This window comes from Streptomyces hyderabadensis (genome assembly GCF_020404845.1).
Lineage (GTDB): Bacteria > Actinomycetota > Actinomycetes > Streptomycetales > Streptomycetaceae > Streptomyces > Streptomyces hyderabadensis.
Genome location: NZ_JAIOJZ010000018.1, coordinates 1 through 13,698, shown reverse-complemented (window position 1 = coordinate 13,698; position 13,698 = coordinate 1). Strand labels below are relative to the sequence as shown.

Here is a 13,698-nt window from a genome sequence, read left to right as displayed (position 1 = left end):
GGTGTTCCGGGGCGGCGGTGAGGCCGGCGGGTCAGGTGGAGCGGATGGCCGAGATGTCGAACTGGAGGCGGACCTTTTCGCTCACCATGCTGCCGCCCGCCTCGAGCCGCTGGTTGTAGACCAGGCCCCAGTCCCTGCGGTCGATGGTGGTGGTCCCGTCGAAACCGGCCCGCTGGTAGCCGAACGGGTCCACGACCGAGCCGAGGTAGTCCAGTTGGAGCTCGACGGCTCGCGTCGTGTCGCGGATGGTGAGGTCCCCCGTCATCCGGAAGCTCTCCGCGGACTCCTGGAGGGCGGCGGTGCTGCGGAAGGTCATCTCGGGGTGGCGCCGCGCGTCGAAGAAGTCCTTGCCGACGAGGTGGGCGTCCCGTTGTTCCACGCCGGTGTCGACGCTGGCGACGCGGATGACGAGGTCGGCCCGGGAGCGGGAGGGGTCGTCCCCGTCGAAGTAGAGCCTGCTGTCGTAGTCGGTGAAGGCCCCGCGGACCGTGGTGACCATGGCGTGCCGCACGGAGAAGCCGATCCGGCTGTGCGGGCGGTCGATGGTCCAGTGGCCGGTCAGCGCGCGCAGGGCCGGGTCGAGCGTGGCCGCCGCGGTCCCGGACCGCGCGGCGGGCCGGTCCGGTCCGGCGGCCGCCGGCTGCTCGACGGTGGCGGTCTGGCGGCGGCTGAAGATACCCATGAGGCGGCCCTTTCGAATGTGATCACTTCGTGTTACCACGAAGCCGATCGGCGGCCCACGGCAAGATGGGCGGCCTCGTCCGGGTTCCATGAGCCCGACCGCAAAGCTGCACGGGATCGGCACGGGGCCCCTCACTTGTGTCGGCGCCGGCCTACCGGAGCCGTCCGAGCGCCTCCCGCAGCCGCCGGGCGTCCCGCAGCCGGTGTTCGTAGGTGGCGCCGAGGACGAGCAGTACGAGACCCGCGAGCGCCGGGGGAGCCCAGCGCGGGAGCGCGCCGACGACCTGGGTGAGGTACGGGGCCAGTTCGTGCAGCGCCACCAGCGCGAGCACGGCCCCGCCGAGCACGAGTGGCGCCTGGAGCCGCCGCCGGGCGCCCACCAGCGTCACCGCCAGCGCGGCGACGCCGAGCAGTAGGGGCCGCAGCCAGTGCTGGTCGTTCCAGACGGCGAGCAGACTCGGGGCCAGACCGGCGCCCAGCCCGGCACCGTACGCCGTCCACGAGGAGAGGGCCGCGTCGCGGCGTCGGCGCAGGAACCCGACGACCAGCGCGGGCCCGGCCACCGGCAGGGTGTAGGCCTCCGGAACAGCCACCTTCCACGCCGCCAGCCGCACCCAGGCGGCGGCCAGGAACAGCACTGCCGCCGCCCAGCCGGCCGCCCGCCGCTCCGGGCGCAGGGCCGAGGCGGCCACGACGACACCGCACAGGGAGAGCACCAGCGCCAGCATCGGCGGATCCGGCACCGCCAGCGCGACGGCGAGCAGTCCCGCGGCCCCACCCGCCGCCTCGACCGGCACGGTCGCGCGCGACCCGCCCCACCGCGAGGCGACCAGGACGGCGACGGCGGGTACGACGAGAACCAGCAGCGCCGTGTGCTGCGGCGGCACCTCGGCCCGGGCGCCCAACGCGCAGGCAAGAGCCGTGCCGTGGACGAGGGCGGCCGGCGCGGTGAACGGGGCGGGCCCCGGGCGGAGCGCGGCCGCACCGAACAGGACGGTGAGCGCGAGGAGTACACCGATCGTCGCGGACTCGGAGGCCAGCGCGAGGAGGGCGACATCGACCGAGGTGAGCAGGGCCAGCAGCAGCGCCGTCAGGGCGAGCGGCGAGGGCACCTCACCGGCGCGGTCCTCCCGCACCGCGAGACCCAGGGCAGCCGCGACCACGGCCGCCTGCGCCACCAGACCCGCCGGGTAGGGCACCTGGAGCGCCACCGGGAGCACGAAGAGGGCCGCCCAGCCGAGGACGAGTGCCGCCACCGTCAGGGCCGGACGCCGATGCGTGCGGCGCCCGGCCACCACCAGCACCCCGGCCACCACCGCGAGCACCAGCGGCACGGTGCCGGCATACGGAGGGTGCGGCACCTCCGTGAACACGGCGTCCCGGAAGGTCCGCGGGGCGCCGGACCAGGGCGTCGCGACCCTGGCCGCGGGACCGAGGACGGTCCCGGCGACCAGCGGGAGAGTCCACAGCACCGCGCAGCCCTGGACCACGGCCGAGGCGTGCACCAGGCCTCGACGCAGGGGCCGGGCGAGCGGCGTCCGCTCCGCCGCGAGCAGGGCGAGCGCGCAGAGCAGACAGCCCGGCACCGTCCATTCGGCGGGCGCCGAGACCCGCAGCATCCCTCCGGCCGCCGCGACCAGGCACAGACCGGCCGCCGTCGCGGCGGCCACGGCGACCTCCCGCTTCGGGACACAGCGGCCGGCCACCAGGGCGATCGCCGCCGCCGCGACCAGCAGCGCCGCCCCCCGTACGGAGGTGCCGGCGCCGGGCGCGCTCCAGCAGAGCCACCCAGCCGACAGCACACCGGTGGCGCCCGTGCCCAGCGTGCCCACGACGGCGACCACCCGCACCGGCGCCGACGCGGCGCGCAGCGCGACGGCGGTGCCGCCGGCGGCGGTCGCCAGCAATCCGGCGCTGAGCGCGTGCGGACCGGCGCCGACGGCGATCGCCCACAGCGGCAGGGGCAGGTGGGCGGTCGCCACGGCCAGCGGGAGGGGGTGGCAGAGCCCGAGGCGCACACCGTAGGCCGCCCACAGCGCGGCCAGGACGGCGGACGCGGCCGCCGCGTACCCGACACCGTCGGTGCCGGTGAACGCCACCTCGTGGAGCGCGTACGCGTCGAGGACGGTCAGGGCGGTGCCCAGAGCGGACAGGGCCTCGGCGGTCGACCGCAGGCCGCGCCGCAGCAACGCCACCGGCGCGGCCAGTGCCCCGGCGGTCAGCGCGGCGAGCACCAGCGCGCGGCCCGCGATCCCCAGGTGGCCCCAGCTGACGAGGGTGAACGCGATCGCCGCGGTGACCAGCAGGACGCCGCCGAGCACCAGCAGTACGTTCTGCACGCCGGGCGCGGTGGCCTCCGGCCGGCGAGCGGCGGCACCCGGGCCCGTCCCGGTGGGCCACCCGCCCGGCGCCGCCCCGGCACCCTGGGCGGGCTGCCGGGCGGCGGTCGCTTGCAGGGCGTGGACCAGCCACGTGCGGCGTCGCAGCAGGACGGCGCGGCGCATGTCCAGCTGCCGCAGCTCGGCGTCCAGGACCCGCAGTTCCTCGGCCGGGGGCGGAAGGTTCGTCATGCCCCGGAGTGTGGCCCTCGTCACGCACCATGACATGAGCGCGGATACTCAGCCGCGTACTCAGGAAACCGCGTCGACGCGGCCCGCCGCGGGAGCGTCCCGCGGGGTCAGGTCCCGATCCGGAGAACCGCCCAGACGGTGTTGCCCCCGGTGCGGCCGGACCGCGCGGTTCCCCAGGAGTCCGCCAGCTGCTGCACGATGAGCAGCCCCCGGCCGCTCTCGTCCTGCGGACCGGAGCGGGCTCCGGCCGGGCAGGCCGACGTGTTCCCGTCGTCGTGCACCTCGATCCGCAGCTGTTCGCGGGAGGTGAGCGACAGTCCGCACAGCATGCGGTCGCTGCCCGAGTGGAGCACGGCGTTGGTCGCCAGCTCCGAGACGAGCAGCACCGCGTCGGTGCACACATCACCGGGAAGCCGCCAGGCGCGAAGCTGACGGCGCACCGTGTCGCGCGCCGTCCGCACACTGACCCGGAGGGAGGGGAGGTCGAACCAGTGTTCCCGGTCCGGACGCACCGGTGGTAACAGTCCGGGCGATGGGCTCGTGTGGGGGGTCACGGTGATCGCCTTCCGGTCAGGACGGTCGCGATGGGGGGAGCGGGCCTCGGCGGGCGCGGACGGGACGGCGGTCGGACGGGCAGGCTCACAGACGCAACTATGCTCGCCGTCCAGTTCAGGCTGCAACCGAATCCCTGATAATTTCAGGAAGCCTCCTTCAGTCTGGTGTCATCACCAAGTCGCTGCCACAATGGCGCCGGTGACAGCCCATCAGGAGGTAGGGCGTGAGTGAAGCTCGGTCCGGCGCGGGCACCAGCGCCCCGACGGTGCTGCGCATGATCCTGGGGCGCCGGCTCCAGGAGATGCGGCAGAGCGCGGGCGCCTCACTGGCCGACGCCGCCAAGGCACTTCGGGTCACGCCCCTGACGATCCGTCGGCTGGAGAAGGCCGAAGTCGCCCTCAAACCCCTCTATGTCGAGAAGCTCCTGCAGACGTACGGAAGCACACAGCAGGAGACGGACGAGTTCGTCGCGCTCGCCGAACAGGCCAACAAGCCGGGCTGGTGGCACGCCTACCGCGACGTGCTGCCCAACTGGTTCACCGCGTACGTCAGCCTGGAGACCGGTGCCAGCACGCTGCGCACCTACGAACCCCACTACGTGACCGGACTGCTCCAGACCCCCGCCTACGCCCGCGGCGTCCTGGGCGGAGGCTTCCCGAACGGCTCCGAGGAGGAGCTGGAGCGCCGCGTCGGGCTGCGGCTGCGCCGGCAGAGCCTGCTGGAGCGGGAGGACGCGCCCACCCTCTGGGTGGTCATGGAGGAAGCGGTCCTGCACCGGGTCGTCGGCGGTCCGGACGTGATGCGCGAGCAGATCGACCGGCTCCTGGAGGTGTCCGAGCTGGAGCACGTCAGCATCGACATCCTGCCCTTCGCCGTCGGTGCCCACGTCGGGGCCTGCGCCCCCTTCACCTACTTCCGGTTCGAGGAGCCGGAGCTGCCCGACGTCGTGTACAGCGAGATCCTCTCCGCGTCGATGTACCTGGACGAACGCGCCGACGTCGTCGCCCACCTGGAGGCGCACAACAGGATGTCGCTGCTCACCTCGACGAGGGACAGCACGGCCCTCCTGAACCGCATGCGCAAGGAGTACTCATGAGCAGCACCGACGACCCCGTCTACAACGGGATGCCCGCCTGCGACCTCGGCGACAGCGGCTGGGAGCGCCCGTGGAGCGGACCCAACGGCGGCCAGTGCGTGGAGACCAAGCGCCTGGCCGACGGACGCGTCGCGATGCGCCAGTCCACCGACCCGTCCGGCCCCGCGCTCATCTACACGCCGGAGGAGATCGGCGCGTTCGTCCGGGGAGTCAAGCAGGGCATGGCGGACCACCTCACGGCCGGCCTTCCGAAGGGAACACGATGAGCAACACCCACGCCGCGCGAGGCCTCGACACCAGCAGGCCGCACTCGGCCCGCATGTACGACTACTACCTCGGCGGCAAGGACCACTTCCCGGTCGACAAACAGGCCGCCGAAGCGGTCGCCGAGGCCTACCCGGGCATCTTCACCTGCGCCCGGGAGAACCGCGCCTTCATGCACCGCGCCACTCGCGTACTGGCGCGGGAGCACGGCATCCGGCAGTGGCTGGACATCGGCACGGGCATCCCCACCGAGCCGAACGTGCACCAGGTGGCACAGTCCGTGGTCCCCGAGGCCCGGGTGGTCTACGCCGACAACGACCCGCTCGTCCTCAAGTACGCCGAGCGCCTGATGCGCAGCACCCCCGAGGGCCGCACCACCTACATCGAGGCCGACGTCAACGACCCCGACGCCCTGCTGAGCGCCCCGGAGCTGGCCGAGGTGCTCGACCTGTCCCAGCCGGTCGCCCTCTCGCTGAACGCCCTGATGCACTTCATCACCGACGCCGGCGACCCGTACGGCATCGTCGACCGGCTGATGGCGGCGCTCCCGTCGGGCAGCGCGCTCGCGCTGAGTCACTGCACGCCCGACTTCGACCCGCCCACCTGGGAGAAGGTCACGGACATCTACACCGGGGCGGGCACGCCGGTGCAGTTCCGCTCGCAGAAGGACGTCACCCGCTTCTTCGACGGGCTCGACCTCCTCGAACCCGGCGTGAGCGTCGGTCACCGCTGGCGGCCGGAGCCGTCCACCGGCACCGACGCGCCCACCGACGCCGAGGTGAGCCTGTGGACCGGGGTGGGCATCAAGCCCTGACCCACTTGCCGCACCCCCGCGGCCGGGCGCAGGGTGGAGGGGTGAGCGGTCAGGAGGGCCCCACGCTCATCACCTCGGTGCAGCGAGCGTTCCGGCTGATGGAGGCCGTGGGCGCCCACGAGAGCGGCGTACCGGCCAAGCAGCTGGCGCGCGAGACCGGCCTGGCCCTGGGCACCACCTACCACCTGCTGCGCACCATGGTCCACGACGGCTACGTGCGCAAGCTTGAGGACGGCACGTTCGTCCTGGGCGAGCGGCTGGGCACGCTGCACGCGGGAAGCCGCGACCAGACGGCACTCAGCAGGGTCCGTCCCACGCTCGCCGAGCTGCGGGACGACCTGTCGGCCGCGGCCTACCTGACCCTTTACGAGGATGGCGAGATCCGGGTGGCGGAGATCGTGGACGGTCCGAAGGCGCCCCGTGTCGATCTCTGGGTCGGCTTCGAGGACGCGGGACACGCCACGGCGCTCGGCAAGAGCGTGCTGCGCGAGCTGGACGCCGAGGCCCGCGCCGATTACCTCTCCCGCCACACGATGAACGACCTCACTCCGCGCACCATCACCTACCGTGCCGAGCTGCTGCGCCGCCTCGACGCCTCCCGGCACCGCCCGGCGGTGACCGACTTGGAGGAGTACCGTCTGGGCACCGCCTGCGTCGCGGTCCCCGTCCGCCGGGGCGACACCATCGGATCCCTCGGCATCTCCCTGGACGTCAACCGCACGTCCTGTCTCGACGAGGCCGTGACGACGCTGCTCACCACCGCCCAGCGGGTGTCCCAGGGGCTCTCGCTCACCATCTGAAAACCGGGCTCTTGTGACACCGCGGCCGTAGCGCTTTTCCTGGATGAGACGGGTAAATCGGACAGAGTCGCAGGGGAGTCAGAGCGTGCGTGAGCAGGGCGTCGCGGGGCCGGACGTGCAGGTCGGCTGGCGGATGGCGAACGGCTGGACGGTCGTCCGGGCCGACGAGGAGATCGACATCGCGTTCGCGCCGCTCGTCCGGGCCGAGGTCGTCCGGCGGCTCGCCGAGGGCCACCGGCACTTCGTGCTGGACCTGTGCGACACCCCGTTCATCGACTCCATGGGGCTCGGCATGATCGTCGCCGTGACCAAGCGCATCCGCGACCATCACGGATCACTGCGGATCGCCTGCTCCGACCGGCGGCTCCTGCACGTCTTCGCCCTCGGCGGCCTGGGGGCGGTCTACTCCTTCCACGACTCCGTGGAGCGGGCCGTCGCACAGCCTCCCGGCGGGGAGGGCCTGGCCGGCTGGCCGCGCGTGCGAGCCTGAGGTGAGCGCCGCCGGGAGCCCGTGTCCGGGCCCGTGGTGGCGGTTCGTCTGGACGGAACGGCACAAGGGAAGGCGTCGCGGGGGCGTCGCCGGAAGGTGGGTCATGGCTGCACGGGTCGGATACCGGAGAATCTACGACAGCCCCACGCCACAGGACGGCAAGCGCGTGCTCGTCGACCGTCTGTGGCCGCGTGGCATGAGCAAGGAGAAGGCCGCTCTCGACGAGTGGCTGCGCGACGTCGCCCCGTCGACCGAACTGCGCCGCTGGTACCACCACGATCCGGAGCGCTACGACGAATTCCGGCGCCGCTACTTCGCCGAACTGGAGGACCCCGGCCACCGGGCCGCGCTGCAGCGGCTGCGCGACCTCTCGGCAGGGGCGACGGTGACCCTGCTCACGGCCACCAAGGACGTGGACCACAGCGAGGCGGCCGCCCTCGCCCAGTGGCTCAACGATTCCTGAGGGAGTCGGCGCCCGCCCTACCCCGGAGGTAATCGCCCCGCCCGGCGCGGATCGACAGGATGGGGGCCGCGCCGCGTCGACGGGATGCGGCTCCGAAGGAGGTTCCGCCATGTCCACGGCCACGTCGACGCACACCCGCTCCGTCGTGCAGGAGCTGCTGCGCAGGATCGGCACCGGCGACCCCGAGCACATCGCCGAGCTGTACGCCGAGCAGGGCGACTGGAAACTCGACTGGCCCGAGGCCGAGCACGGTCGCCCCGCCACGCCCTGGATCCGTCACCGGTCCACCCGGGCGGACGCGGCGGCCCACTACCGCGAGCTGGCCGGGCACCACGTGCCGGAACAGGCGGCCACCGAGGTGGAGCGCATCCTCGTCGACGGGAACGACGCGGTGGTGCTCGGCGAGATCCGCCAGACCGCCCGGTCCACCGGACGCGCGTACCGCGCCCGCTTCGCACTCCACCTCACCGTGGAGAACGGTCTGGTCACCCGCCACCACGTGTACGAGGACAGCCTCGCCGTCGCCCAGGCGTTCGAGGCCCCCCGCGAGTGAGGGCGCGGCCGTCCCCCTTCCGCACCACCAGCCGGGTCACCGTGCGGCCGTCACCCCCGGTGCACGGGACGCGGGCTCCCGTCCGGTCTCCGGGCCGAGAGCACGCAGGATCCCCTCGACGCTCTGCTTGGCGTCGCCGAAGAGCATGCTGCTGTTCTCCCGGAAGAACAGCGGGTTCTGCACGCCCGCGTAGCCGGAGGCCATCGACCGCTTGAAGACGACGACCTGCTCCGCCTCCCAGACCCGCAGCACGGGCATGCCCGCGATCGGGCTGGCGGGGTCCTCGGTCGCCGAGGGGTTGACCGTGTCGTTGGCACCGATGACCAGCACGACCGAGGTGTCGGCGAAGTCGTCGTTGATCTCGTCCATCTCCAGGACGATGTCGTACGGCACCTTCGCCTCGGCCAGCAGCACGTTCATGTGACCGGGCAGCCGCCCGGCGACGGGGTGGACGCCGAAGCGCACGTCGACCCCCCGCTCGCGCAGCCGCCGCGTCAGCTCCGCGACCGGATGCTGGGCCTGCGCCACGGCCATGCCGTAACCGGGGGTGATCACTACCGACCGCGCCCGCGCGAGCAGTTCGGCGGCCTCGTGCGGCTGTATCTCGTGGTGCTCGCCCTGCTCGTCCACGCCGCCCGGAGGGGCCTCGATGCCGAAGCCGCCGGCGATGACGGAGAGGAACGAACGGTTCATCGCCTGGCACATGATGTAGCTCAGATACGCGCCGGAGGAACCGACCAGCGCCCCGGTGACGATGAGGAGGTTGTTGTCGAGCAGGAAACCGGCCGCCGCCGCGGCCCAGCCGGAGTAGCTGTTGAGCATCGAGACGACCACGGGCATGTCGCCGCCGCCGATCGAGGCCACCAGGTGCCAGCCCAGCGCGAGCGCCAGGAGCGTGACCGCCACCATCAGCGGAAGGCCCGGGCTGACGGTGAACCAGACCGTCAGTACCACGAACAGGCCCAGCGCCCCCAGGTTGAGGGCGTTCTTGCCGGGCAGCATCAGCGGCCGGGACTTGATCCGCGCGGACAGCTTCAGGTACGCGACCACGGATCCGGTGAAGGTCACCGCGCCGATGAAGACGCCGATGTACACCTCGGCGTGATGGATGCCGATGAGCTCGTCGGCGATGCGGCCATGCGAGCCGTGGGCCTCGACCTCCAGATAGCTGTTCCAGCCGACCAGGACGGCCGCGAGACCGACGAAACTGTGCAGCACCGCGATCAGTTCGGGCATCTGCGTCATCTCCACGCGCCGCGCCCGCCACAGGCCCGCCGCGGCGCCGATCACCGTGGCCAGCAGGATCAGCGCGACCGGCCCGGCGGACACGCTCTGCGCCGAGACCACGACGGTGGCGACCAGGGCGAGCGCCATCCCCACGACGCCGTAGACGACGCCGGCGCGTGACGTCCGGTGCTGGGACAGACCGGCGAGGCTGAGCACGAACAACAGCGCCGCCACCAGGTCGGCGGCGCGGGAGGCGGTCATGGACGTCATCGGGGCTCGCCTCTCGAGAACATGGACAGCATGCGGCGGGTGACGGCGAAACCTCCGAAGATGTTGACGCTCGTCAGCAGGATCGCCACGAAGGACAGCACCGTGACGAGTGCGCTCTCGTGCCCGATCTGCACCAGGGCACCGATCACCACGATCCCCGAGATGGCGTTGGTCACCGACATCAGCGGGGTGTGCAGGGAGTGGTGGACCTTGCCGATCACGTAGTAGCCGATGACCACCGCCAGCGCGAACACGGTGAAGTTCTCCGCGAGTTGGGCCGGAGCGAAGGCGACCAGCAGGAAGGCCGCCAGCATGCCGAGGCCGATCAGGCCGAAGCGCCCCGCCGGGGTGAGGCGGGACGGCTTCGCGCCCACCGGGGCGGCGGTGGCCGCCGCCGGGGCGGTGGCGGGCGGAGCCGCCGACACGGAGACCGGGGGCGGGGGCCAGGTGACCGTGCCGGCGCGGACCACGGTCACGGCCCGCTGCACCACGTCGTCGAAGTCGATGACGATCCGGCCGTCCTTGCCGGGGGTGAGCAGCCGCAGCAGGTTGACCAGGTTGGTGCCGAACAGCTGGGACGCCTGGGCGGGCAGCCGGGACGCCAGGTCCGTGTAGCCGATGAGGGTCACGCCGTTGCCGGTCACCACGCTCCGGCCCGGGACGGTCCCCTCGACGTTGCCGCCCTGGGCGGCGGCCATGTCGACGACGACGCTGCCGGGTCTCATCGCGGCCACGTCCTCGGCGGTCAGCAGCCGCGGTGCGGGGCGGCCCGGGACCAGCGCGGTGGTGATCACGACGTCCACCTCCGCGGCCTGCGCGCGGTACAGCTCGGCGGCGGCCCGGTCGTAGTCCGCGGTGGTGGCCTTGGCGTAGCCGTCGGTGCTGTCCTGCTGGGCGGCGGCCACCGGCAGGTACTCGCCGCCGAGCGACTTGACCTGGTCCGCGACCTCGGGCCGGGGATCGGTGGCCCGCACGATCGCGCCCAGGCTGGAGGCGGCCCCGATGGCGGCGAGCCCCGCGACCCCGGCCCCGGCGACCAGGACCTTCGCGGGCGGCACCTTGCCCGCCGCGGTGACCTGCCCGGTGAAGAAGCGTCCGAAGACATGGGCCGCCTCGATCACCGCCCGGTAACCGGCGATGTTCGCCATGGAGCTGAGCACGTCCATCGACTGGGCCCGCGAAATCCGCGGCACCGCGTCCAGGGCGAGCACCGTGACCTCACGCGCGGCGAGCGCCTCCAGCAGCTCGGGCCGCTGCGCCGGAGCGACGAGGGCCACGAGCGTCGTACCCGCGCGCAGTTTCGCGATCTCCTCGTCGGCCGGCGCGTTGACCTTGAGCACGACGTCCGCGGCCCAGGCCTCGCCGAGGCTCGCCCCCGCCTCGGCGTAGGCCTCGTCACCGAACCCGGAGGCCGCGCCGGCCCCCGGCTCGACGACGACCTCGTAACCGAGGCCGAGCAGCAGGCGAACCGTCGGGGGTGTCGCGGCGACGCGGGTCTCCCCGGGCAGGGACTCGGCGACGACGCCGACGCGTTGCGGCGGGTGGTGAACGGATTGGTGTCCAGTCATGTCCAGTCTCTCGTCGAGGCGTTGTTGCCCGGTTCCGTACCCACAGGAGGGCGGCGGGGCACCGAAAACGCTGATCCCGGGTCGGCTCCGGCCGCCTTGTGCGGGAAGCCGGGGCGGGGGGAGAGAGACTGCCGACTTGCGCGGGCTTCCCCGGTCAGGGGCCGGTCCGCCCCAGGGCCTGTGCGACGAGCCGGTGCGCGTACGGAGCGTCGAGCCCGTCCGGGCGGAAGAGGATGCGGTACATCAAGGGGGCGACGACGCCGTCCATGACGGTCTCGACATCGGGCGTGACGTCCCCGCGGCCGGCCGCACGGGCGAGGACGGTTTCGAGCTGCTCGGCGGCGTAGGCGGAGCACTGGCCGGCATTGCTGCCGTCCGGGTCGCCGAGCAGGGCGTCGCGGATGTAGGAGCGGCCGGCGGGGGAGGCCATCTCGTCCAGGAACTGCTCGGCCCAGGCCGTCAGGTCGGCGTACAGGTCACCGTGGTCACCGGGGGAGGCCTCGGGGCGCAGGCGCTCCACCGCGACGTCCGACAGCAGTTCCTGGAGGTCTCCCCAGCGCCGGTAGATCGTCGACGGTGTCACGCCCGCGCGCCGGGCGACGAGCGGTACGGTCAGGGCGTCCCGCCCCACCTCCGACGCCAGCTCGCGCACGGCGGCGTGCACCGCTGCCTGGACCCGGGCACTGCGCCCGCCGGGACGCACCATCTGCCTGCTCATGACGCCCAGCTTAAAGCAAAATCATTGCGTCTAAGGGGTCGGTGGCGTTCACGCGGCGCGCGCGAGCCCACGGGCCGGCCGGGTCTGTTCGTAGGCGTGACCGACCCGCAGGAGCAGGCGCTCCCCGAGCGGCGGGCCGAGCAGCTGCATGCCGATGGGGAGCCCGGCCGTGTCGTGGCCGACCGGCAGGGACAGGGAGGGTACGCCGGTGATGTTGGCGGGGGACGACAGGCGTACGTAGGCGTCGGACACGGCCTCGGTGGTGCCGTCGGCCCAGGTGATCGACTCCTGGCCGGACTCCACGGCGGTCGCCGGGACGGTGGGGGCGGCGATCAGGTCCACCTGGCGCAGCACGGCCGCCCACTCCCGCCGCATGAGGGTCCGGGAGCGCTGGGCGCGCAGGTAGTCACCGGCGGACATCAGTTCACCCGCCTCCAGCAGGACGCGGACGTCGGACCGGTAGAGGTCGGGGACCGTGCGCAGCGTGCGCTCGTGGTACGCGGTGGCCTCGGGCACCATCAGGCCCCACTGGGTGGCCTGGATGTAGCGGGTCATGGGGATCTCGACCTCGACGAGACGTGCGCCGAGTGCCGCGAGCTGGTCGATCGCGCGCCGGACGGCGGCCGCCACCTCCGGGTCGACGTGGTCGAAGTAGTAGGTGCGCGGCACGCCGACCCGCAGCCCCCTGAGGTCGCCGCCCGTGACCGGCCGGTAGTCGGTGGCGGGCGCGGTCAGCGAGGCGGGGTCGCGGGGATCGTGCCCGGCCAGGGCGGTCAGCACCAGCGCGGCGTCCTCGACGGTGCGGGTGATCGGACCGACGTGGTCCAGTGACCAGGACAGGGACGTGACCCCGTGCCTGGGGACGAGGCCGTACGTCGGCTTGAGCCCTACCACCCCGTTCAGTGCGGCGGGCACCCGGATCGAACCCCCGGTGTCGGTGCCCAGGGCGAAGGTGGCGGTACCCGCGGCGACGGCCACGGCGGACCCACCGCTGGAGCCCCCGGCCACCCGGCCGGTGTGCCACGCGTTGCTGGTCTGCGGGGTGGTCAGCCCGTAGGCGAACTCGTGGGTGTGGGTCTTGCCGACCAGCACCGCGCCGGCCGCCTCCAGCCGGGCGGCGACGGTGCTGTCCGCCGCCGCGCGGTGACCGGCGCGGACCCGTGAACTGGCCGATGTCGCGAGGCCCGCGACGTCGATCAGGTCCTTGAGGCCCATCGGGATGCCGTGCAGCGGACCGCGGTGACGGCCGGCTGCGATCTCGGCCTCGGCCGCGCGCGCGGCCCGGCGGGCGTGCTCCGCGGTGACGGTGACGTAGGCCTGCAGGCGCGGCTCCGCCCGTCCGAGGTGCTCCAGGACGGAGTCCACCAGCTCGACGGGGGACAGGCGCCGGTCCCGGACGGCCTCGGCGGCCGCGCCGAGCGTGAGTTCATACGGCTGCATCGGGCGTCTCCTGTTCCGCGCGGTAGGCGGTGGCGGGCGGGGTGTCGGCGAAGTCCAGCTCCCGCAGGACGGTGACGACGGAGTGGATGTGACGGGCGGTGGCCGCGACCGCGGCGTGGCGGTCGGCGGGCAGCGGGAGTCCGGCGCGGGCGGGCCCACGGGCCGCCCCCGGGGGGTCGGGAGGGGGGC

At 73.2% G+C, this 13,698-nt stretch carries 15 protein-coding genes; 7 read left to right on the top strand and 8 right to left on the bottom strand.

Going from position 1 to position 13,698, the window contains the following annotated elements:
* Window positions 1-31: 31 nt before the first annotated feature.
* From K7854_RS16050 to K7854_RS16040, 3 genes are all read right to left on the bottom strand, one after another.
* The gene (locus K7854_RS16050; RefSeq protein WP_226027182.1) at window positions 32-682 is read right to left on the bottom strand and encodes a YceI family protein; all 651 of its coding nucleotides are present in this window, start codon (window positions 680-682) and stop codon (window positions 32-34) included.
* 151 nt (window positions 683-833) lie between these two features.
* Window positions 834-3,251, bottom strand: coding sequence for an SCO7613 C-terminal domain-containing membrane protein (locus K7854_RS16045; protein WP_226027181.1), 2,418 nt, complete (start codon window positions 3,249-3,251; stop codon window positions 834-836).
* A gap of 107 nt (window positions 3,252-3,358) precedes the next feature.
* Window positions 3,359-3,763: an ATP-binding protein gene (locus K7854_RS16040; RefSeq protein WP_308112539.1), complete on the bottom strand. Its 405-nt coding sequence runs from the start codon at window positions 3,761-3,763 to the stop codon at window positions 3,359-3,361.
* Between the two features lie 266 nt (window positions 3,764-4,029).
* Here K7854_RS16040 and K7854_RS16035 point away from each other — a divergent pair, with 266 nt between their 5' ends.
* The 7 genes from K7854_RS16035 (at window position 4,030) to K7854_RS16005 (ending at window position 8,286) form a co-directional block, all read left to right on the top strand.
* Window positions 4,030-4,902, top strand: a complete 873-nt coding sequence (locus tag K7854_RS16035; protein ID WP_226027179.1) for a Sco1979 family transcriptional regulator — start codon at window positions 4,030-4,032, stop codon at window positions 4,900-4,902.
* Window positions 4,899-5,168, top strand: a complete 270-nt coding sequence (locus tag K7854_RS16030) for a DUF397 domain-containing protein (protein ID WP_226027178.1) — start codon at window positions 4,899-4,901, stop codon at window positions 5,166-5,168. Before K7854_RS16035 ends, K7854_RS16030 begins: the two co-directional genes overlap by 4 nt.
* Window positions 5,165-5,980 (top strand): SAM-dependent methyltransferase, encoded by an 816-nt coding sequence (locus K7854_RS16025; protein ID WP_226027177.1) that lies wholly within the window; start codon window positions 5,165-5,167, stop codon window positions 5,978-5,980. Before K7854_RS16030 ends, K7854_RS16025 begins: the two co-directional genes overlap by 4 nt.
* A gap of 41 nt (window positions 5,981-6,021) precedes the next feature.
* Window positions 6,022-6,780, top strand: coding sequence for an IclR family transcriptional regulator (locus K7854_RS16020; RefSeq protein ID WP_226027176.1), 759 nt, complete (start codon window positions 6,022-6,024; stop codon window positions 6,778-6,780).
* Window positions 6,781-6,865: 85 nt separating this feature from the next.
* Complete coding sequence (locus K7854_RS16015) at window positions 6,866-7,270, top strand: STAS domain-containing protein (protein WP_226027175.1); 405 nt, start codon at window positions 6,866-6,868, stop codon at window positions 7,268-7,270.
* A 103-nt stretch (window positions 7,271-7,373) separates the two neighbouring features.
* Complete coding sequence (locus tag K7854_RS16010; RefSeq protein ID WP_226027174.1) at window positions 7,374-7,733, top strand: DUF488 domain-containing protein; 360 nt, start codon at window positions 7,374-7,376, stop codon at window positions 7,731-7,733.
* A gap of 109 nt (window positions 7,734-7,842) precedes the next feature.
* On the top strand, window positions 7,843-8,286 hold the full coding sequence (locus K7854_RS16005; protein ID WP_226027173.1) for a nuclear transport factor 2 family protein: 444 nt from the start codon (window positions 7,843-7,845) through the stop codon (window positions 8,284-8,286).
* 36 nt (window positions 8,287-8,322) lie between these two features.
* On the opposite strand, the gene pntB is transcribed toward K7854_RS16005, so the two are convergent.
* The 5 genes from pntB to K7854_RS15980 all read right to left on the bottom strand — a co-directional run.
* The gene (gene pntB / locus K7854_RS16000; RefSeq protein WP_226027172.1) at window positions 8,323-9,783 is read right to left on the bottom strand and encodes a Re/Si-specific NAD(P)(+) transhydrogenase subunit beta; all 1,461 of its coding nucleotides are present in this window, start codon (window positions 9,781-9,783) and stop codon (window positions 8,323-8,325) included.
* Window positions 9,780-11,351 (bottom strand): Re/Si-specific NAD(P)(+) transhydrogenase subunit alpha, encoded by a 1,572-nt coding sequence (locus tag K7854_RS15995; RefSeq protein ID WP_226027171.1) that lies wholly within the window; start codon window positions 11,349-11,351, stop codon window positions 9,780-9,782. Before K7854_RS15995 ends, pntB begins: the two co-directional genes overlap by 4 nt.
* A gap of 154 nt (window positions 11,352-11,505) precedes the next feature.
* Window positions 11,506-12,069, bottom strand: a complete 564-nt coding sequence (locus tag K7854_RS15990) for a TetR/AcrR family transcriptional regulator (RefSeq protein WP_226027170.1) — start codon at window positions 12,067-12,069, stop codon at window positions 11,506-11,508.
* Between the two features lie 48 nt (window positions 12,070-12,117).
* Complete coding sequence (locus tag K7854_RS15985; protein ID WP_226027169.1) at window positions 12,118-13,509, bottom strand: amidase; 1,392 nt, start codon at window positions 13,507-13,509, stop codon at window positions 12,118-12,120.
* The coding region (locus tag K7854_RS15980) for a hypothetical protein (protein ID WP_226027168.1) at window positions 13,496-13,698 on the bottom strand (203 nt) is incomplete at its 5' end. The genes K7854_RS15980 and K7854_RS15985, both read right to left, overlap by 14 nt.